The sequence below is a fragment of the Pseudoteredinibacter isoporae genome (assembly GCF_011602085.1).
GTDB classification, from domain to species: Bacteria; Pseudomonadota; Gammaproteobacteria; order Pseudomonadales; family Cellvibrionaceae; genus Pseudoteredinibacter; species Pseudoteredinibacter isoporae.
In genome coordinates this window covers 509,677-528,887 of sequence record NZ_JAAONY010000003.1, presented here as the reverse complement: position 1 = coordinate 528,887, position 19,211 = coordinate 509,677, and the positions used below count along the sequence as shown (strand labels likewise).

At 50.5% G+C, this 19,211-nt stretch carries 17 protein-coding genes; 16 read left to right on the top strand and 1 reads right to left on the bottom strand.

All coding sequences use genetic code 11. The annotated features are described in order from the left end of the window. Nucleotides 1-53: 53 nt before the first annotated feature. Nucleotides 54-1,511, top strand: coding sequence for a sigma-54-dependent transcriptional regulator (locus G8768_RS18660; protein ID WP_279546325.1), 1,458 nt, complete (start codon nt 54-56; stop codon nt 1,509-1,511). A gap of 72 nt (nt 1,512-1,583) precedes the next feature. Here the strand turns inward: G8768_RS18660 and G8768_RS18655 are convergent, their stop codons facing one another. Continuing rightward, nucleotides 1,584-5,528, bottom strand: coding sequence for an Ig-like domain-containing protein (locus tag G8768_RS18655; RefSeq protein ID WP_166847738.1), 3,945 nt, complete (start codon nt 5,526-5,528; stop codon nt 1,584-1,586). Between the two features lie 549 nt (nt 5,529-6,077). On the opposite strand from G8768_RS18655, the gene G8768_RS18650 reads away from it, so the two are divergent. The 15 genes from G8768_RS18650 to fliQ all read left to right on the top strand — a co-directional run bounded on the left by G8768_RS18650 (nt 6,078) and on the right by fliQ (nt 19,211). Next, a complete protein-coding gene (locus G8768_RS18650; protein ID WP_166847743.1) occupies nt 6,078-6,242 on the top strand; it encodes a PA3496 family putative envelope integrity protein in 165 nt (54 codons plus the stop codon). A gap of 305 nt (nt 6,243-6,547) precedes the next feature. Then, the gene (fliE, locus tag G8768_RS18645) at nt 6,548-6,916 is read left to right on the top strand and encodes a flagellar hook-basal body complex protein FliE (RefSeq protein WP_166847747.1); all 369 of its coding nucleotides are present in this window, start codon (nt 6,548-6,550) and stop codon (nt 6,914-6,916) included. Nucleotides 6,917-6,935: 19 nt separating this feature from the next. Next, nucleotides 6,936-8,636: a flagellar basal-body MS-ring/collar protein FliF gene (gene fliF / locus G8768_RS18640; protein ID WP_166847751.1), complete on the top strand. Its 1,701-nt coding sequence runs from the start codon at nt 6,936-6,938 to the stop codon at nt 8,634-8,636. Between the two features lie 2 nt (nt 8,637-8,638). Then, nucleotides 8,639-9,664, top strand: a complete 1,026-nt coding sequence (gene fliG / locus G8768_RS18635; protein ID WP_166847754.1) for a flagellar motor switch protein FliG — start codon at nt 8,639-8,641, stop codon at nt 9,662-9,664. A 70-nt stretch (nt 9,665-9,734) separates the two neighbouring features. Further along, on the top strand, nt 9,735-10,610 hold the full coding sequence (locus G8768_RS18630) for a FliH/SctL family protein (RefSeq protein ID WP_166847758.1): 876 nt from the start codon (nt 9,735-9,737) through the stop codon (nt 10,608-10,610). Nucleotides 10,611-10,656: 46 nt separating this feature from the next. After that, nucleotides 10,657-12,045, top strand: a complete 1,389-nt coding sequence (fliI, locus tag G8768_RS18625; protein ID WP_166847760.1) for a flagellar protein export ATPase FliI — start codon at nt 10,657-10,659, stop codon at nt 12,043-12,045. Next, a complete protein-coding gene (fliJ, locus tag G8768_RS18620) occupies nt 12,045-12,494 on the top strand; it encodes a flagellar export protein FliJ (protein WP_166847764.1) in 450 nt (149 codons plus the stop codon). The genes fliI and fliJ overlap by 1 nt, the downstream gene beginning before the upstream one ends. A 298-nt stretch (nt 12,495-12,792) precedes the next feature. Continuing rightward, nucleotides 12,793-13,134 (top strand): Hpt domain-containing protein, encoded by a 342-nt coding sequence (locus G8768_RS18615; RefSeq protein WP_166847767.1) that lies wholly within the window; start codon nt 12,793-12,795, stop codon nt 13,132-13,134. A 245-nt stretch (nt 13,135-13,379) separates the two neighbouring features. Next, nucleotides 13,380-15,032 (top strand): flagellar hook-length control protein FliK, encoded by a 1,653-nt coding sequence (locus tag G8768_RS18610; protein ID WP_166847770.1) that lies wholly within the window; start codon nt 13,380-13,382, stop codon nt 15,030-15,032. Nucleotides 15,033-15,309: 277 nt separating this feature from the next. Next, nucleotides 15,310-15,861, top strand: coding sequence for a flagellar basal body-associated FliL family protein (locus G8768_RS18605; protein WP_166847773.1), 552 nt, complete (start codon nt 15,310-15,312; stop codon nt 15,859-15,861). A 40-nt stretch (nt 15,862-15,901) separates the two neighbouring features. Further along, nucleotides 15,902-16,951, top strand: a complete 1,050-nt coding sequence (gene fliM, locus G8768_RS18600; RefSeq protein ID WP_166847776.1) for a flagellar motor switch protein FliM — start codon at nt 15,902-15,904, stop codon at nt 16,949-16,951. A 43-nt stretch (nt 16,952-16,994) separates the two neighbouring features. Continuing rightward, nucleotides 16,995-17,495, top strand: coding sequence for a flagellar motor switch protein FliN (fliN, locus tag G8768_RS18595; RefSeq protein WP_166847779.1), 501 nt, complete (start codon nt 16,995-16,997; stop codon nt 17,493-17,495). 20 nt (nt 17,496-17,515) lie between these two features. After that, nucleotides 17,516-17,986, top strand: coding sequence for a flagellar biosynthetic protein FliO (gene fliO, locus G8768_RS18590; RefSeq protein WP_166847782.1), 471 nt, complete (start codon nt 17,516-17,518; stop codon nt 17,984-17,986). Between the two features lie 42 nt (nt 17,987-18,028). Further along, a complete protein-coding gene (fliP, locus tag G8768_RS18585; protein ID WP_243749604.1) occupies nt 18,029-18,931 on the top strand; it encodes a flagellar type III secretion system pore protein FliP in 903 nt (300 codons plus the stop codon). A gap of 10 nt (nt 18,932-18,941) precedes the next feature. Continuing rightward, complete coding sequence (gene fliQ, locus G8768_RS18580) at nt 18,942-19,211, top strand: flagellar biosynthesis protein FliQ (RefSeq protein WP_166847785.1); 270 nt, start codon at nt 18,942-18,944, stop codon at nt 19,209-19,211.

The following is a 19,211-nucleotide window of genomic DNA, read 5'->3' as shown; positions in this document are numbered from 1 at the left end:
GCAAAACAGTATTCAGAAAGACAGAAAAGAACACGAGATAGGCAGGCGAGTTTATGATGGATAATCACAAAATCCTGGTAGTTGAAGATGATATGGATCTGCGCGAAGCACTCTGTGACACACTGGAGATGGCCGAGTATCGAGTAGTCGCTGCAGAAAGTGCAGAGCGTGCTTTACAGGAACTGGCTCTGCACAGTGATATTCATATGATTGTTTCAGACGTGAATATGGGGGGTATGTCGGGCCACGAACTGCTGGTACAGGTCAGGCAGCAATATGCTCACATCCCGATGTTATTGGTTACTGCCTATGCCAGTGTCAGCGATTCTGTTGAAGCCATGAGACTGGGGGCTGTGGATTATCTGGTGAAACCGTTTCAACCGAAATTGCTACTGGATACCGTGGCCAAATACGTGCGTGGCGCCGCGTGTTCTCAATTGGATGCGCCCATTGCCGAATCGGAATCGAGTCAGCAATTGTTGCGATTGGCCAGCCGTGTGGCTCAAACCGATTCTACGGTGCTGATTGTGGGTGAATCTGGAACCGGTAAGGAAGTCCTGGCTCGTTATGTTCACGATCAGTCTCCACGCGCCAGCAAGCCTTTTATCGCCATCAATTGTGCGGCGATTCCTGAAAACATGCTGGAAGCCATGTTGTTCGGTCATGAAAAGGGTGCGTACACGGGGGCGACCAGTTCTGCACCGGGTAAGTTCGAACAGGCAAATGGCGGTACGTTGCTCCTGGATGAAATTTCTGAAATGGATTTGGGTTTACAGGCCAAATTATTGCGTGTCTTGCAAGAGCGGGAAGTGGAGCGCCTGGGCGGTCGTAAAACCATCAAACTCGATGTGCGCGTTATTGCGACCTCTAACCGTGATATGCGCCATTATGTTGCCGAGGGTAAGTTCCGTGAAGATCTCTACTACCGCTTAAGCGTATTGCCTCTGCAGTGGGCGCCGCTGCGTGATCGTAAAGAGGATATTATCCCTCTGGCGAACAAGCTGTTGGAACGCCATGCCGAAAAACAACATCGTCATGGTATGGAACTGACCGCTTCCGCTCAGGATGCCATGCTGAGCTACGCTTGGCCTGGCAATGTTCGCGAGTTGGATAATGTTATGCAGCGTGCACTGATTCTTCAGGCTGGAAATCAAATTGTGGCAGAAGATCTGGGGCTGGAGTTTGCGAATCAATACAGCCCGAAACCTGATATTTTACCAGCGAATGTGAGTTCGCTTGAGCAAAAGGTTTCTACTCCGGGAACACATGAACTGTTTGATGCACAGGAAGATGAATTGAAAGAGGAGGTCGCGGAAGATCTTCATTCTGCAATGTTAGGTGATGACCTGAAACGCCGGGAGTTTGAAATCATTGTGCAAACTCTGAAGCAAGAAGGTGGCAGCAAAAAGAACACGGCGGGTCGACTGGGTATTAGCCCAAGAACCCTGCGTTATAAAATTGCACGCTTTAAAGATCTGGGGTTGAATGTGGACGCTCAGTTGGCTTGCTGATTGCCCAGCTTAAACTTTTCCATTAAAAAAGGGGCTATTTAGCCCCTTTTTTATTTCTGACGTACTGTGGCTTTAAATAATATCCAAATCCTGCTGTGCCATATGCTGACCCAGAAGTTCTGCGAGATCAGGACTGGCCTGATAGAACGCATCAATGCTCTGTGTGCTGATGTGATTGGATATCTGATCTGAGGAATCGAGCAGGCTGCTTCGGTTAAAGCTGAAATCTGCATCGATAAAGACATCACTGAGATCAATGTGGTCGAAGCCATTGCCACCGTTCAAATCCGGCAGGAGATCTACCGGTGTGGCAAGCGAGGTAAGGCCGGTTTCGTTTTCAAGAACAACTGTCTCCACATCATTGTTGCCGTCAGAATTTTCAGCTGCTGTTGAAGCCGTGGGCTCTCCAGAATCGACAACACTTGGAATGGCATCGTCGTCACCCAGTAAATTGCCGGCTTGGGAATCAGAATCTGTATCCGCTGAGGCGGTTACCTGGCCAACTTCAAAAGCAGGACCGGTGGCATTGTCTTCGGCATCAAACTGTTGCCCCCAGACTGATGCCCGGCCGTTCTGTGTCTGTTGCTCGCCCCAGGTAATCAGGTAACCGCCATCTTCCAAGGCAACGATGTGCGGCTCGGTTTGAACCCCTTGTTCCTGATGGTTGATCAGTCGGTTCTCGTAAATCGCATTGCCATCCGCGCTGTAGCGCGAAGCAAACACACCCAGTTGGTCCCCATCCTGAGCCGTCCAGGTCACGACGATATCACCGTTGTTCAGGCCGGCAACTTCGGGTTTGGCACTGAAGGCGTTTTCTGAGCTGTGAACAACAATGGCGTCGTTCAGAAGACGGCTACCATTATGGTCGTAGCGCTGAACCATGACCTGAGCTTCATTATCCTGACTGACAGCTAACCAGCTCACGGCAAAGCCACCATCTGCCGTAGCACTGATATGCGTTTGGAATTGTGGATTGCTGGAATCGGACAGGCTGAATTCTGCGCTCAGTGCATTGCCTTCACTATCAAAAAGTTTGGCTGTCGCTTGTGGTATGCCATTGGCATTTTGAGCATCCCAGGAAACAATGAAACGGCCATCGGATAGGGTCGTGATGCTGGGGTTTGCCTGATGGCCAATTGTGCTATCGCTTACTCGAACATCACCGCTGATGGCTTCACCGGCGGCATCAAATACGCGCATATAAACACCTTCGCCGCTACCGTCCTGGCCGTGGCTCATCCAACTGATGACATAGCCCCCATTGGGCAAATCACTAATGCTGGGGGATTGCTGATTGGAGTCGGTATAAACATTAATTTGGGTTTCCGGTCCCACTGCCTGATTGTTCTCATCATACCGCTGGGCATAGATACCATTCAGGTCGCCATCCTGATCCCTTGACTGCCAAGTGATGACGTAGCCGCCGTCGGCCAGTCCGATAACATCGGAGTTCACCTGATCGCCTTCTGTAAAGCTGTTGACTTTAAAGCTTTCACTGTGAGGATTACCTTGGGCATCGTATCGCTGGGCAAAAACATCAAAACCATCTTCGGCGGTTTCTGAAAGTTTGAGGTAGGTGACGATATAACCCCCGTCGGCGAGTGAGGCAATTGGGTCGATAATCACAGAGTTCAGCGCGGTACTTTTCTGGTTGCCCGCCAAATCTGTCAGAGTGGCGTTGAAGTTAAATCGTCCCTGTGAATTCAAGGTGGTATCGTCTGCACCTACAGAAACGTTCGTTGATGTGCTTCCTGTCGCAGTAATGTTGGCTTGCTGGTTCCAACCCAAAAATTGCCAGCCAAAACTCCAAGGCGTGTTGGTCTGTTCAATAGTGTAGTCGATCTGCTCATTGGTGGTGATGTCAAAACGCAGATCCGATAAATTATTGAATCGATTTGTCGCGAGGTCGACCGAAGCATCGACAACCGTGTCTACATAGACCGATAAAGAAGGAGAACTTCGGCTGACGTTGCCGTCGGAGCTTTCTACATGAAAGCTGTAGGCATCATCAGTCAGCTGGCTGCTGGTGATGGTCCATTGGCCGTTTGAGTCCGCAACCGTTTCGCCTACTTTGATGCCGTCACCAAAAAGAACCACGGTGCTCCCGGCGCTGGCGGTTCCCGTAAAGGTGGGAGTGGTGTCATTGGTGATGTTATCGTTATCGAATTTCCCGCTGTCGCTGCTCGCAATCAAATCTATGGTTGGTTCGGCAATAGGTGGCAAAACTTGAAGTGTCACGGTCGCGGTGGCGACGCCGCCTTTCCCATCGCTGACTTCGTACGTCAGGGTATCACTGACCGTATTGCTGTTTTGTCCGTTGGGTGTGTACACCAATTCGCCAGACTGATTGATGTGAGCCGTGCCGTGATTCCCCTGACTGACCACTCGAGTCACGCTGAGTGTGTCATTGTCTGGATCGCTGTCGTTGGCCAGCACGTCGAGTGTTGCAACTCCGTTGACGGTAAAGCTGTCGTCATTGGCAATCGGGCTGGCATTCACATTGGCTTCAAATTCAAAATTGACGGACGGTGCGCTCTCATTACCGGCTGGATCTACTTGAGTCGCCGTAAAGGTGTGCGTACCGCTAGTGAGTTCATCCGTCAGTTGGTAAGACCAGTTACCTTGATCATCCGCCGTAACCTCAGACAGAACCTGGCCATTCAAACTGATGGTGATTTTTGCGTCGGGTTCGGCTGTGCCCACAACTTCAGGCAAAGGATCGTCAGTCGTTTCACCGGCTTGAATGTTGCCAGTACCGCTGCCCTGATCATCAACTAAATGCGTGATAACAGGTACTTCAGCACTTGTATCAATGGTCACTTCAAAGCCTGAGCTTTCTGTACTGGTATTGCCTGCCGCATCAATGGTGTAAGTCGTAATATTGTGTACGCCATCGTCAAGAGGCGCGTTGGGTGTAAAGGTCCAGGTACCATCGGGCTGAACATTGGTAGCCCCCAGAAAGGTACCGCCGTCGTATACGGTGATAAATTCTCCTGGAGTGCCGGTGCCTTGAAGGGTAATTTCGTTATCGTCCGTCGTGGATCCGCTATCGATGTCGCCCTGATATAAACCGACATCATCAACTGCATCGTTAATGATTGGAGCCGGGGAGGCTTCTGTATCAATCGTGAGACTGTATGCGGAGTAGCTTTCGCCAAAGCTGTTGACTGCCCGGGCCCTGAAAACAGCTTCTCCCTCTGGTAGCGGCGTTGTAATTTGCAGCTCCCAGTTGCCCTGATTATCTGCATTGAACGGACCATAGGTGTCGCCATTTACTGAAACCGTTACCGTTGCATTGGGTGTGGCGGTTCCGCGAATGACGGGCGTGTTGTCGTTGGTAAATCCACCATTTTGGATAGGAACCCCGGGAGGCAAGATGACTTCCGGTGGCGTGCTCAAGGTGTTGACAGAATTTTGAACGCTGGCATTACTGTCGACTTCAAGGCTGATTGCGTTTGACGCCGGGCTTGAATTGCCTGCTTCGTCGACGACCACGGTACTGATATCGTGCTGGCCATCCGGAAGATCGAGATTAACTTGCCACAGGCCATTGGCATCAGCCTGGGTGCTGCCAATTAGCTGACCGTTGTCATAAATGTCGATGCGGGCATTTTCTTCAGCCTTGCCGCTGAAATTGACGCGTCCATTATTAGTGCTTCCGCCACTTTGTAATAAACCGCTAATACCTTCTATTTGAAGATCGCTTGCGACAACAGCGGTTTGATCCACATTGACCACATAAGCCGAAGAGGGAAGGGACTCCACACCTTGTGTGTCGACACTGCTGGCCGTGAAACTGTGGCTGCCTTCGCTGAGTTGGTTGGCGGTATAACTCCATTGACCACTGGAATCGGCCGTCGTCTCTCCGATGAATGTCCCATTTTGATAAATTCGAATGGTTTCGTTTGGATTGGATGAGCCGCTCAGCTCCAGGCTGTCGTCGTCACTTTTATTTTGATGTTGAATCTGACCGGTAATGCTTCCTGCATTATCCAGAATGGCTGCGATGCTGGTCATAATCGTTACCTGATTTTTTTAATGTCGTTGCGCATATAAAGGTGGGTGGAGCAAACAGACGTCCATGCTCCCAGCATTTAATGTTGTGGCGATAATACGAGATTTGTGAAGTTGTTCCATATGCCAGCTGAAAAACCATAATTAGTCATTAATCTAGTTTTAATTAATGGAATTGGTCTGAGTAAATAGTGTTAGCAGACCTTCTGATTTGCTGTGGCTAAGGTATGGTTAATTGATGCTTTGACAGTTCGGGCTTAATCAATAGTGAATGACAATGAATGGAATGCTGGATTGAATCTAATCCTTTTAGCTCTTAAGTATGAGTATATGGGTGCCAGGAATGAGAGAAAAAATAAGCCGAATTGAACGATTCCATGTCACATTACTGTCACTGTCGCTGGTTAGATTTCTATTGACGATAAAGCGCCGGAGAGGTAACTTTTCCCTTGCAGGCAGGCCTGCTGGGAGCGGTGAAAGGCCGGATTTTTATCATCGTCCCCCACTTTTAGACAACGTGCGCAGTATGCATATCGCGACAGGAGTATCGGTATGAGCTATCAAGTCTTAGAAGAACAGCATGATTTTGACCCCCAGTTGGAGTCAGTCATTTGTCCGACCGTTGAAATACTGGACGCCCGCAGGCGTTTGGAAGACCGTCTGGAGGAAGCGCGTTTGAGGCGTGAAACCCAGGAATTCCCATTTGATTTTGAGTGATACCGTTCGCTAGAACGCCGTAGTCCCTTTTTCTAGGCATCGTTGCCTAAGAAGAGCAAATCCCCTCGATTGGCGGTGTCGTGTTAGGCGACACCGCTTCCAAGCCCCCTTTGTGCCTAAACATGCATTTCCTTGGTCGGTAGGGGAGTCTCAAGCTTTTCTTCTGTCTATAAGCCATTACGGTAACTTTTCGCCGCCCCATTCGAACGGTGGCAACTTTTGGCCCACTTTGTGCTTGATATCGGATGTGGAGCTGGAACTGCCAGCTTTTTGTCACTTTTTTATCGCAAGTTTAAGGCCCTGTCATGACAGACCGAGTAGATATCAATCGCCTACTGGTGGAAATGCGAACCTTGAAATCACAGACCCAGGCGTTCAATGGCCCGGCCTCTGTAGACCAGGTCGCATCTACTGTACGCCCCGGCGTCAAGGTTCAGCCCACGGAAGACGTTCCGTCCTTCGGAGACATGATGAACCAGGCCATCGACAAGGTGAACAGCGTGCAGAAACAATCGGCAGCCCTTGCAACGCGCTATGAGCAGGGAGATAAGTCTGTGGACGTCACAGATGTCATGATTGCCTCGCAAAAAGCATCCGTCAGTTTCCAGTCAATGTTGCAGGTGCGCAACAAACTGGTTGATGCCTATCGCGATGTTATGAATATGCCAATGTAAGTGCTGAGGTCTGGCTATTATGTCCACTGCAGAAACTGATATGGGCGATTTCGCGGACGATGGCGCGGCGGAATCCGGTAAAAAGTCTTCATCCGATCTAGTCGAAGGTTTTAATAATCTTAATTTAATGCGTCAGGTCGGCTTGATGGTCGGTTTGGCCGCCAGCGTTGCTATTGGTTTTGCAGTGGTACTCTGGACGCAGGAAGATAACTACCGTCCATTGTTTGCCAGCTCCAATATTCTGGACGTTCCCGAAATTGCCCGTCTTTTGGAAGCCAGCGAGATTGATTACAAGGTCGACCAGAAAAATAACACGATTCTGGTGGCCGAACAGGATATCTATCAAGCCAGAATAAAATTGGCGGAAGTGAATGATGCCAGTACCGACGGCACCGGCTTTGAATTGCTCGATCAGGAACAACCCCTCGGCACCAGCCAGTTTATGGAAAGCGCTCGTTATAAACGCAGCCTGGAAGGTGAACTGGCGAGAACCATCACTGCCATTAAAACCGTTAAAAACGCCCGGGTGCATCTGGCCATTCCCAAACGTTCGGTGTTTGTGCGCGATGCCCGTGAGCCAAGAGCGTCGGTATTTGTTGATCTATACGCAGGCCGCAGCATCAAAACCGAGCAGGTAAAGGCGATTGCCAATCTGGTGGCGTCCAGTATTCCCGAATTGAAATTGGAAAATGTGACGGTTGTTGATCAGAGTGGCAACTTGTTGTCCCAGGGTGAGGACAATGAAGAGTTGATCATGGCGGCCAAGCAGCGTGAATTTACTCGCAAGGTCGAAGACGATCTAACCCGTCGCATTAACAGCATTCTGGAACCCGTCGTGGGTCCCGAAGGCTTTAAAGCCGAAGTGAGCGCGGATGTCGATTTCACTCAGGTTGAACAGGCCGAAGAGGTATTCAACCCGGACTTGCCCGCGATTCGCAGTGAGCAAACCCTGAATGAGCAACGCGGTAATGATCTGGTCGCTGGTATTCCGGGCGCTCTGACAAATCAGCCGCCCGGTATGGCCGAAGCACCGGAACAGGCCGATGGTCAAAACCCCAATGTACAAGGTGCGAATGAGCGTGTGCGCAGCCAAGCGACGCGCAACTATGAATTGGATCGCACCGTAAGCTATACCCGTCACCAACAGGGCAATATCAAGCGATTGACCGTTGCTGTTGTGGTTGACGACAAGGTCAGTAATGCCAGTGGTGAAAGCAGTCGAGTGCCCTGGACACAGGATGAGTTGGATCGCATGACCATTCTGGTACGCGATGCCGTTGGCTTTTCCTCGGCCCGTGGCGACAGCGTCAATGTTTTGAATTCGCCCTTCATTGCCAAGGATGAAGAGGTTCTTGAAGAACCACCGGTCTGGGAGCAGGCCTGGTTTGGTAACCTCACCAAGCAGGCTGTGGGTTTGTTGATTATTCTTATTCTATTGTTGGGCTTGCTGCGTCCTCTGTTGAGAAATCTGGCGGAGTCGGGCCGCGAACGACGTGAAGCGGAAGAGGCGGCTCAGTTGGCTGAATTGGCTGCTGTTGAAATGGAAGGCTACGACTCCCTGTCGGATGATGCGGTTACCTTAACTGGCGGAGAAACCCTGGCGTTGCCAAGCCCGGATGAAACTTATGAAACCCAGCTCAATACTGTGAAGGCGCTGGTTGCTGAAGATGCCGGACGTGTAGCTCTGGTAATTAAAGACTGGGTGACTGAGGAAGAATAATAATGGCTGAAGACGATAAGCAAATAGAAGGCAGCTCGACCCGTACGGAGATTGAACAGGCCGCCATTTTATTGATGGCACTCGGTGAAGCCGATGCGGCTGAAATTTTGAAGCACCTTGGACCGAAAGAAGTACACCGCTTGGGTTCGGTAATGACGGACTTGGGGTACATCCACCAGAAAGAGGTGGAAGTGGTACTGGGTAAATTCCTGGATGATGTTAAGTCTCTGACGGGGCTGGGTGTTGGCTCCGACGATTACATTCGCAAGATGTTGGTCGCCGCTTTGGGTGAAGATAAAGCCGGTAGCCTGATCGACCGAATTTTGATGGACGGTAATACAGCGGGTTTGGATACCCTGCGCTGGATGGAGCCACGTTCCATCGCCGACATTATTCGCGACGAACATCCGCAGATTCAGGCCATTGTGGTGGCGTATCTGGATTCGGATCAGTCTGCGGAAGTGCTGAGTTTTATGCCGGACAAAGTTCGCCTGGACATTATGATGCGGGTGGCTTCACTGGAAACTGTTCAGCCTTCAGCTTTGCAGGAATTCAACGATATTCTCGAGAAGCAGTTCTCTGGCAGCGCAACCAGTCAGGGCAAGGATATGGGTGGTCTGCAGGTGGCGGCCGAGATTATGAACAACCTGGGTGGTGCGGTCGAAGGCGAATTGATGGAATCCATCAAGGAAATCGACGAGCAGATGGCTCAGCAGATTCAGGATCTTATGTTCATCTTCGACAATTTACAGGATGTGGACGACCGTGGCATTCAGGCCTTGCTGCGTGAAGTTTCCTCGGAAATGTTGATTGTTGCCCTGAAAGGTGCCGATGTGGCGCTGCAGGAAAAAATCTTCAAGAACATGTCGAAACGTGCTGCCGAATTGCTGCGTGATGATCTGGAAGCCAAGGGGCCAGTTCGATTGTCCGAAGTGGAAGCGGCCCAGAAAGAAATTCTGGTTATCGCCAGAAAAATGGCCGACGCTGGCGAAATTATGCTGGGTGGCGGTGGCGAGCAGATGCTCTAACGTTTGGGCTGGATATCGGGTCAGTGTGTACCTAAAACACGAATACATTTAGCGACAGTAATGACAAAAAATGGGTGAACAAATTTCCACACAGGATGCTGAAGAGTTTGTCAGTTGGACGTTGCCGTCCTTTGATCAAAACACTGGCGCTATTATTTCCTCCGAAGAAAAACTGGCGCAGGATCGTCGTGCATCCGAAATTGGAGAAGATGAATCCATTGACGAATTGGAAGCGGAAGTCGAGCCACTGACGGCACAACAACTGGAAGAAATTCGATTGCACGCCCATAAGGAAGGTTATCAGGCGGGCTACGATGAAGGCCATAAGCACGGCGTGGATGCTGGAACTCAGGAAGGTCGTCAGCAAGGTGAAACGTCTATCCGCGCTGAGCTGGAACCCGCACTTCGCGCTGAAACCGATTCCCTCTCTGAATTAAATCGTTTGTTGCAGGCGGCTTTTGCCGAACAACAGGATCAGCTCAAACCACTGATTTTAAATATGGTAACGGGCTTGGCCCGCCAGTTTATTGAAAAAGAACTTGAACAAAGTCCTGAGTTGTTGACGCATTTTATTCAAAAAGGCATTCAGGTTTTACCAGGTAAAGTGGAAGAATTGACGGTGCAAGTGCATCCCGATCGTCAGGAAACGGTTCAAAATACGCTGCGCGTTCCTGAAGGAGAATTTCAAGTACAGAGCAATCCAGAGCTTGGCCCCTGGGATTGTCAACTGAACAGCGACTGCAGTCAGGTCAGCCTGGATTTTGAATCCCGTTGGCAGACCTTGTTGGAGCAGTTTACCCAAGGTGATTTGACAAGCGATGAATCTACAGAGTGCTTTGCGGAAGGGCAGTTAGTGGACGAACTGTCTGAAGATCTGGATGTCGCCATGGGCAGCCCGTCTCCCATTCAGGAAGACAACAATTCAACCCCCCAGAGTGGGATATAGAATCTAGCGCCGGTTTCCGGCAAACAGGGTTCTTAAGGAAGTGAATATGCGTGATTTATGCGCTGAGTTAAAAGCACTGAGCCCGAGTCAGAATCCTGGCGAATTTCAATACGATTACGTGGCAGAAGGGCGGCTGACACGCTTGGTTGGTATGACATTGGAAGCCGAAGGCCTGCGCACAAGCCTTGGCCAAACCTGTCAAATCATCAATCAGTCTGGTGTCGAAGTGGAAGCTGAAGTTGTGGGCTTCAATGGCCAGAAAGTGTATCTCATGCCGATCACCCACTTTTCCGGTGTCGAACCTGGTGCGCGCGTCCGCCCAATGACTAAAACCACTCAGATCCCTGTTGGCAACGAGCTGCTGGGGCGTGTAGTTAACGGTTTGGGCAAACCAATCGATGGACTTGGAGCCGTGCGCTCGAAGGATAAGTTGGCCTTGTTGGCCGAAGCCATTAACCCGCTTTCCCGTTCGCCCATTCAAGAGCCCATGGACGTAGGGATTCGGGCCATTAATGCCTTGTTGACCGTGGGTCGCGGCCAGCGACTTGGATTGTTCGCGGGCAGTGGCGTCGGTAAAAGTGTTCTGCTGGGTATGATGACGCGCTTTACGGATGCCGATGTCGTTGTTGTCGGTTTGATCGGCGAGCGTGGCCGCGAAGTAAAAGAATTTATTGATCACAGTCTGGGTGAGGAAGGTTTAAAGCGTTCGGTTGTGGTGGCATCTCCAGCAGATGAAGCGCCGCTCATGCGCTTGCGTGCTTCGGAGTTGTGCTGTCGCATCGCCGAATATTATCGTGATCAAGGCAAAAATGTTTTGCTGCTTATGGATTCCCTGACACGCTATGCTCAGGCTCAGCGTGAAGTGTCCCTTGCGGTAGGTGAGCCGCCGGCCACCAAAGGGTATCCACCTTCCGTTTTTGCCAAGCTGCCTCAACTTGTGGAGCGCGCTGGTAACGGCGAACCCGGCGGCGGTTCCATCACGGCTTTCTATACCGTATTGACTGAAGGCGATGATCTGCAAGATCCGGTAGCCGATTCAGCCCGGGCAATTCTGGATGGCCATATTGTATTGTCTCGTCGACTGGCGGAAGAGGGAATCTATCCGGCAATAGATGTGGAAGCGTCCATTTCGCGAGCTATGCCTAATATTGTTAGCCCGGAACAATTGCAAAAAATGCAAGCCTTTAAACGCTTGCTGGCGATCTACCAGGAAAACAAGGATCTGATTAATATTGGTGCTTATCGCCCTGGCAGCAATCCGGAAGTGGATTTGGCCATTGATCGGGCTCCACATTTGCGCCAATTTGTTTGTCAGGGTATGAACGAGGCGGTAAGTTATCCCGCGGCCTGTTCTATTTTGGATGCGGTGTTGTCGACAAACCAGCAAAATGCATCACAAGCTGGTGCACAGGCGCAGCAGGATATGGCTAGCTGATGGCGAAGTCGCGCAGTAAGCGCCTGGAAGTTGTACTGAATCTGAATCAACAGGATCTGGACAAAATTTCAGAACAGTTGGCTAAGCAGCAGGAAAATCTTCAGCAGGAACAACTCAAACTCGGGCAATTGAAAGATTATCGCGATGATTATATGAATTCCGTGCGCGCGCTTAAACACACAAATGTGCAACAAATTCAAAGCCAACGCGGTTTTATCCAAAGAATGCAAATGGCCTGTGATCAGCAACAGGCTATGGTTGCCAAGGTGAATGAACACTGTGAAGCGATAATGCAGTTATGGCAACAACAATCCCAAAAGCTCAAAAAACTGGAAGAGTTGATCGAACGTTATCAACAGGAAGAGCAGTTGATGATTGATAAACAGGAACAAAAGCTCATTGATGAACTCAGCACCCAAAAAGCCTCTCGTCGAATGTCCTCAGTCTGATCCGCTTGTCTTACCATACGTTTTCTGTTGGTGTGATTTACTTGTTCAATCACGCCCAGCCCGTTAAAGTTAAACCACAGTTCAGGAACTTTTTTGCTGGTAATCGCTAACTTTTTTAATGATAGCTATTGGTAATGGTGGCCATAACTGTAGATGAATGATACTCCCAGTCCCTAAGCCTGAAGGCCGCGGACTGCTTCATGCGAACGCGCAAAACTTGATGGCGCAACAGAATCGGACGAATTTCTGAATGGGCCTTGCTGCGATCGCCAAAGACAAGAACACAAGGAACGTAGCCATGGCAGATGTACTGAATGAAGAGTTGCTGGATGAGTTACGCCAGCTGATGGGTGATGACTTAAAGTTACTCATTGAAACGTATCGCAAAGATACGGAATTCCGCTTGTCCACTATTCAGCAGGCACTCGACGATGGTGCGTTGAGTGATGTTATTGATGCCGCCCACAGTCTCAAGGGCAGCAGTTCCAATGTGGGAGCTGTGAATATGGAAGCCTTGTGTCATCAAATCGTTCAATCTTCCCGAGCGGGCAGTCAGGGGGAAGTGGTGGCGTTATTTCCCCAACTTTGTGCTGAATACGATCGGGTGATGGGGCGGTTTGCCCGCGTTGTGGAACGATAAACCCCCTCCGATTTTCTGATTTCCAATCTTTGGCATTCCATTTGCTAACTCTTACTGCGTAGTTCTAAAGAGAAATCTCTAGCTGAGTTTTGATGGGCTAAGACAGGCCCACAGAGGGGGAAAGGCCCCGGTAGAGAGTTCCAAACTCATATATAGCTCGTTACAAGGTTCATTTGTGTACGTTTTTGTCCTGCCGGGGGCAAAGGCTTGCCGCTTAAGCAGGTAGCGAAAAAGGAAATCAGGCAATGCCAGCGAATACCAGTGATATTTTATTAAACAGTATTTCCTCCCCGAAGCCCGTTTCGCGTCCAGAATCGAAATCCGATGCGTCGCAAAGCTTTGCTGAGCATTGGACGCTGCAATCGAAAAAGTCGCCTCAGAATCTGGGACGTGAGCTTCATGAACCTCGGGAACGCCCTGAGCGGCTAAGCCCGCAGCAAAGTAATGCCAATGATCGACGCCACGACCGGCAAGCGGACAAGCATCAGGATCACAAGGCTGACGCTACACCGGAAACTCGCCGTTCAGATTCGGCTGCCGGGTCTTCAAGAGCCGAGATGGATCGCGCTTCGCATAACAAAGCGGCTTCACGTGCAGAAGCCGAAAAGCCGGATTCCAGTGATACGGTTGCTGGAAAAACCGAAAAGCAGGTTTCTTCGCAACGCCCGTCCGTTGATGATGAGAGTAATCCTCCCGAGACCGTTCACGAGAATACTCCGGCTCAATCACAGCAGAACTCCGAGCAGCCTTCCAAGGAGCTCAGTGCCAGAGAAAAGTTTTTACTGGCCTTGCTTGGTGTCTCTGATCCTGCGACTTCCGATAAGCTGGCGCCAGAAAATGGAGAAGACAGCGATGGCTCAGGTGAATCAGGTCCGGAAAGCTTTATTGAATTGCTGCTTACCGGGGGCTCATCGGCAAAAAATAACGATGGAGAACAGGCAGAGGCTGAAGGGCCAGAAACCCTGGATGGGCTACAAGAGGGGGAAGATCTGGCTTTGCCAGGCGAAGCTGAATCATCGGCTCAAGAAACTGAGGTCATCGCTGGCGATCTGGAGGTCGAAGCTGAGGCCGTTATGCCGGCAGCAGTATCCAACAAGGTGGCCGAGCAGGTTTCAGGGTTGCGCGCTGTGGCGAGTGCTGAGTCTAAACACGTAACTTCGACATCAGAGTCTAAATCAACCTTGACAGCGAACCCCTTATTGAACGAAACAGCTGTGGAAGGCGAGCTGGGTGACGATGCCGCTCAAGAGGATAGCCCGGGTGAACTGATCGCACAGAATGCCAAATCTGCGCAGGGCGCGCATTCTCTGAGTGGTTTGCTCAAGGAGGCTTCTCCAAATGTGGTTCCCAGAGAAATTGTCGCTTCACCCAGTGCCACCGGCTATGGTGAAGCGGCTGGCATCAATCACAGCCAGAGTCAGGGGCGCTTAAGTGGTCTGGAGCACAGCTTTCAAATGCAACGCTCTGCTGATGTACAGGGGCGCAGCAGCATGCAATCCGATTTGAATCAGGCCCAATGGAAAGCCGAAGTGGCGGAGAAAGTCGCCTGGTTTTCGGCGCGCAATATTTCTCGCGCTGAAATCAGGTTGGATCCACCGGAGCTGGGCAGCCTGCAAATTAAAATTCAGCTGAACCAGGAACAGGCCCAGGTAACGATCAATAGCCCCCATGCCAGCGTTCGTGAAGCGCTGGATCAAACCTCCGCCCGCTTGCGAGAGATGTTTCAGGAGCAAGGTCTGGATTTAACCGATGTGAATGTTGGTGGAGAAGGCGCCCAGCAGCGCTCTGATGAGCATGACAGTATGGCGGGTATGAACGAAGGTGAGGAGCCGACCGAGCCTGAGGCAGCTGCGCCACCTGTTATTCAACGTTTGGGTTTGGTGGATTCCTACGCTTGAGGCATCTGATTGAAGTGCATTTTTGAATATTCCGGATGAAGCATCGGGCATCGCGAAGGGCCCGATGCGCTTGTTCCCCGCTTATCCTCGATTTTTTCCTCTCTCTCCAAGATATACGGCTTCGTTCGCCACCTTGAAACGCTCCTCCTGCAAAACGCCTTTTGCGCACATTGGTCTATTCTGAGTTCAGAGGATTTGCCCCAGGCGAAATAATGGCACGCCTCTTGCTCAACAAGAACTGTAATCCAAGAAGTGACTGGAAATTGACGGAGAGCCCATGGCTGAAGAAAACGAATCCCAAGGTGGCGGAAAAAAGAAGCTGATTATCTTTATCGTGCTTGGCTTGGTGTTAATAGGTGCCTCGGTAGGAGGAACCTTGTTCGCTTTGGGCTTCTTTGATGAGCAAAAAACCGAGCAAACGGAAGAGGGCGAAGGTGAAGGCGAAGAAAATCCAGAGGAGGCTGAGGAAGGCGAAGAAGGCGATGAAATGGAAGCCGCAGAGCCGACCCCGTCGGCTATCTATTTGCCACTCAAGCCGCCCATCATTGTAAATTTTGAAGCGCGCGGTCGTCAGCGTTACCTGCAGGTGGAAGTCACCTTAATGATGCGTACCGAGCAGGCCCTGTCGGCGGCGGAGCTGCACATGCCAATGATTCGAAATGCCCTGGTCATGTTGTTCAGTGGCCAGATTTATGAAGAGTTGCAAACACCGGAAGGGAAAGAACTGGTGCGTCAGCTGGCGTTGGAAGAAGTGCAAACCATGATGGATCGCGAAATAGGTGAGCCCGGCGTTGAGCAGGTGCTGTTTACCAACTTTGTTATGCAGTAACGGTTAACAGCCGAACTAGCTAAGAGCGAGTGTACCGATAATGCAAGACTTACTCTCACAAGACGAGATTGATGCCTTACTCCACGGTGTCGATGACGGCGAGGTTGAAACGGAGGTTGAGGTCGAGGAAGGCGATGTCGTTGTCTATGACCTTACCGCTCAAGATCGTATTGTACGCGGTCGAATGCCCTCACTGGAAATGATCAATGAGCGCTTCGCACGTTACACTCGAATCAGCATTTTTAATCTCCTCAGGCGTTCAGCGGAAGTCTCTGTCGGGGGCATGCAGACCATGAAGTTCGGAGAGTATGTTCATACCTTGTATGTCCCGACCAGCTTGAATATGTTGAAGTTTCGTCCGCTGCGTGGAACCGGTTTGATCATTCTCGATGCCAAGCTGGTTTTCAAACTCGTGGATAACTTTTTTGGCGGAGATGGCCGTCACGCCAAGATTGAAGGCCGCGAATTTACGCCGACCGAATTACGTGTTGTACAGATGGTTGTGGATCAGTGCTTGATGGATTTGTCCGAAGCCTGGCGTGCGGTGATGCCCATTGAGCTGGAATTCCTCAATGCGGAAGTTAACCCGGCCATGACCAATATTGTTGGGCCAAACGAAATCGTGGTGGTCAGTAAGTTCCACGTTGAGCTTGACGGTGGCGGTGGTGAGATGCACATCACTATCCCATATTCCATGCTTGAACCCATTCGTGATCTGCTGGACAACAGCGCCCAGAATGAAGCGGATGAAACCGATGCCCGCTGGGTTAAGTCCATGCAGTCAGAAGTACTGCAAGCCAGTGTAAAGCTGGAATGCGATCTTGTGCGTAAATCCCTGCTTCTGCGTGAAGTGATGGATCTGAAACCCGGTGACATTATCCCCATTGAAATGCCCGAAGAGCATGTCGTGACGGCGAACAGTGTTCCGGTCTTTCGCAGCACTCTGGGACAATCCCGGGGCAATTTATCCATGCGCATCGAAGGCGTCGTGGAAAACAAAGATGAAGAGACTGCTGATTTGCTGCGTATTGCTGGTGTTAGCAGTCATCACGAAGACATTGACGAAGATATTCATAAAGCTTCGGCCTAATTAATGTGTAAACGGGCCTAGCGCCAGTGAGTTGGAGAAAACCATGAGTGATGACGATCAGAACGATTCCGGAGATGTGAATCAGGATGACATGGCCGATGAATGGGCAGCCGCCATGGAAGAGGCGGGTGAAGGCGGCGATGGCGACGGCGGCGTAGAAGACGATTGGGCCGCCGCCATGGCGGAAGCGGGTGTCAGCGAAGAGGAAGAAGAACCTGAGCCTGAACCAGCGGGAGACCCAATGCCCCTGCAGGATTTCTCCGCGCCGGAAGGCCCCGGGGATCAACCTGATCTGCAAGTGGTTTTGGATATTCCCGTAACCATGTCGATGGAAGTGGGCCAAACGTCCATCTCTATTCGTAATCTGCTGCAACTGACCCAGGGTTCGGTTATCGAGCTGGACAGATTGGCGGGTGAACCTCTCGATGTTCTGGTGAATGGAACCTTGATTGCCCACGGGGAAGTGGTTGTGGTGAATGAAAAATTCGGCATTCGCATGACCGATGTGATTAGCCCCCAGGAACGCATTGCGCGTTTACGCTGATTAAACCCAGGGTGCTTACTATGAAAAATAAAAACGCTCAGTACTTGATCGCATCACTGGCCAGCCTGCTGATGGCAATGCCGGTCTGGTCCCAGTCTGAGACGGCAGGAATCGCTCAGCAGCCGGTTTCCGGTTTGCCGAGCGCTTCCTCGCAGCTGTTGCAAATTTTGCTGGCACTGGGTCTGGTTATCGCCATGATTTACGCGCTGGCCTGGTTTTTAAAGCGTTTTTCCAAGCAAGGCAGCCTGGCCAACAGCCCCATTAAAATTATCAGCAGTACCAGCATGGGTACACGCGAAAAAATTGTGTTAGCGGAAGTGAACGGACAGCAGCTATTGTTGGGCGTGACAGCTCACTCCATCAATACTCTGCAAAGCTTCGACAAAGACGATCTGGAAGAACTTGAACTGAATCAAAACCGTACGGAGGCGGTGGTGGATTTCAAAGCCAAATTGGCAAGCTTGATGGCGGTCAACAAAAAACCGGTTTAAAAAACGCTTCGCTAACAATAACAGGGTGACAGGCCGGGGAGTATGAATCTAGAATCCAGCCAACAACAGAAAACCAATCCAGTATACAAGGGTATTCTGTCAATTTTCTTCGCTTGCATAGCGTTTATCTTCGCCAATACCAGTCTGGCGCAAACCAGCAGCAACAGTGAATTACGAGGCTCTGATGTTGCCACAGCGGCACAGATAGCCAGCGAGCAGCTGGAAAGTGCCAAGCCCAGCGCTGAAAATATTCCCTTAAAAGCCATTCCCGGTATGCCGGCTCTGACGGTAAAAACCAATCCCGACGGCAGTGAGGATTACACCGTAAGCCTGCAAATTCTGGCGATCATGACAGGGCTTACCCTGTTGCCGGCTTTGTTAATGATGATGACTTCTTTTACTCGCATCATTATTGTTTTTGCGATTCTCAGACAGGCCTTGGGTTTACAGCAATCGCCATCGAATCAAATTCTTATTGGTTTATCTCTGTTCCTGACGATGTTTATTATGACGCCGGTTTTCGAGGTTATTAACGAACAGGCATTGCAACCGTATATTGAAGAAGAGATTACCGCACGACAGGCGCTTGAGGCGGCAAGGGAACCAGTCCATCAGTTTATGCTGGCGCAAACCCGAGAGTCGGACATCGATTTATTCATGCGTATTGCCCAGGAACCCCCTGTGGCAACACCTACCGAGTTGCCATTGAATATTCTGATTCCGGCCTTTGTGACCAGCGAATTAAAAACCGCTTTCCAGATCGGCTTTATCATTTTTATTCCTTTTCTGGTGATTGATATTGTGGTCGCCAGTGTTTTGATGGCTATGGGTATGATGATGTTGTCGCCTCTGATTATCTCTCTGCCATTTAAGATTATGTTGTTTGTGCTGGTCGATGGCTGGGCAATGCTGATTGGCACCCTGGCAGCCAGTTACGGATACTGAGGTAGCGTATATGACGCCAGAACTGGTTATGGATCTCTTGGGCGACGCGCTCTACTTGATTGTCTTAATTGTTGCAGTCATTGTTGGGCCGAGTCTGGTCGTTGGCTTGTTGGTCAGTATGTTTCAAGCGGCGACACAGATTAACGAACAAACCCTGAGCTTCTTGCCCCGATTGCTGATTACCCTGGCCACCATAATGGTGGCGGGCAGTTGGCTGATCACCAAGTTTACCGATCTATTTGATCGCCTCTTCACGAATATTCCTTTGATGATTGGCTAA

Coding starts and splice junctions, on each gene's coding strand:
- fliO (WP_166847782.1), top strand. CDS start 17,516: ATGAAAAATAAAAACGCTCAGTACTTGATCGCATCACTGGCCAGCCTG.
- G8768_RS18610 (WP_166847770.1), top strand. CDS start 13,380: ATGCCAGCGAATACCAGTGATATTTTATTAAACAGTATTTCCTCCCCG.
- fliG (WP_166847754.1), top strand. CDS start 8,639: ATGGCTGAAGACGATAAGCAAATAGAAGGCAGCTCGACCCGTACGGAG.
- fliQ (WP_166847785.1), top strand. CDS start 18,942: ATGACGCCAGAACTGGTTATGGATCTCTTGGGCGACGCGCTCTACTTG.
- fliP (WP_243749604.1), top strand. CDS start 18,029: ATGAATCTAGAATCCAGCCAACAACAGAAAACCAATCCAGTATACAAG.
- G8768_RS18660 (WP_279546325.1), top strand. CDS start 54: ATGATGGATAATCACAAAATCCTGGTAGTTGAAGATGATATGGATCTG.
- G8768_RS18630 (WP_166847758.1), top strand. CDS start 9,735: ATGGGTGAACAAATTTCCACACAGGATGCTGAAGAGTTTGTCAGTTGG.
- fliM (WP_166847776.1), top strand. CDS start 15,902: ATGCAAGACTTACTCTCACAAGACGAGATTGATGCCTTACTCCACGGT.
- fliF (WP_166847751.1), top strand. CDS start 6,936: ATGTCCACTGCAGAAACTGATATGGGCGATTTCGCGGACGATGGCGCG.
- G8768_RS18650 (WP_166847743.1), top strand. CDS start 6,078: ATGAGCTATCAAGTCTTAGAAGAACAGCATGATTTTGACCCCCAGTTG.
- G8768_RS18605 (WP_166847773.1), top strand. CDS start 15,310: ATGGCTGAAGAAAACGAATCCCAAGGTGGCGGAAAAAAGAAGCTGATT.
- fliE (WP_166847747.1), top strand. CDS start 6,548: ATGACAGACCGAGTAGATATCAATCGCCTACTGGTGGAAATGCGAACC.
- fliN (WP_166847779.1), top strand. CDS start 16,995: ATGAGTGATGACGATCAGAACGATTCCGGAGATGTGAATCAGGATGAC.
- G8768_RS18655 (WP_166847738.1), bottom strand. CDS start 5,528: ATGACCAGCATCGCAGCCATTCTGGATAATGCAGGAAGCATTACCGGT.
- G8768_RS18615 (WP_166847767.1), top strand. CDS start 12,793: ATGGCAGATGTACTGAATGAAGAGTTGCTGGATGAGTTACGCCAGCTG.
- fliJ (WP_166847764.1), top strand. CDS start 12,045: ATGGCGAAGTCGCGCAGTAAGCGCCTGGAAGTTGTACTGAATCTGAAT.
- fliI (WP_166847760.1), top strand. CDS start 10,657: ATGCGTGATTTATGCGCTGAGTTAAAAGCACTGAGCCCGAGTCAGAAT.